A 620-nucleotide genomic window follows, 5' to 3' on the forward strand; every position below is an offset into this window, starting at 1 on the left:
CTCGGGTGATATCGACGAGGTTGTGCGGCTGATGCACGACGCTGCGGCGTGGATGTCCGCCAAGGGAACGCCCGCCTGGGACGTCGCGCGGATCGACCGGACATTCGCGGAGACCTTCGTCCTGAGATCCGAGCTCCTAGTCGCGAGTTGCAGCGACGGCATCGTCGGCTGTTGCACCTTGTCGGCCGAGGATCCCGAGTTCTGGCCCGACGCCCTCAAGGGGGAGGCCGCATATCTGCACAAGCTCGCGGTGCGACGGACACATGCGGGCCGGGGTGTCAGCTCCGCGCTGATCGAGGCTTGCCGCCATGCCGCGCGAACGCAGGGGTGCGCCAAGCTGCGGCTCGACTGCCACCCGAACCTGCGTGGCCTATACGAGCGGCTCGGATTCACCCACGTCGACACTTTCAATCCCGGCTGGGATCCAACCTTCATCGCAGAACGCCTAGAACTCGAAATCTAACGTCCGTTCGGGCATCGAGGTCCATGTCGGGGTGGGACGGGCCCGTGGCTTCAAGATCACTTGCAGTCCGACCGCGATGTCTTGGTTGCGCGAGAGGTTGTCGATATGGCTCTGTTGCAAAAATCGTGAAGCTTGAGCATGCTTGGCGGAGATTGGA

Annotated in this window: 1 protein-coding gene; it reads left to right on the forward strand. The window is 63.2% G+C overall.

Translation table 11 applies throughout. The annotated features are described in order from the left end of the window. A partial coding sequence (locus tag DTO57_RS14240) for a GNAT family N-acetyltransferase (protein ID WP_150788804.1) occupies positions 1–463 on the forward strand: 463 nt, incomplete at its 5' end. Positions 464–620: the final 157 nt, after the last annotated feature.

Source organism: Microbacterium sorbitolivorans, assembly GCF_003327285.1.
GTDB classification, from domain to species: domain Bacteria; phylum Actinomycetota; class Actinomycetes; order Actinomycetales; family Microbacteriaceae; genus Microbacterium; species Microbacterium sorbitolivorans.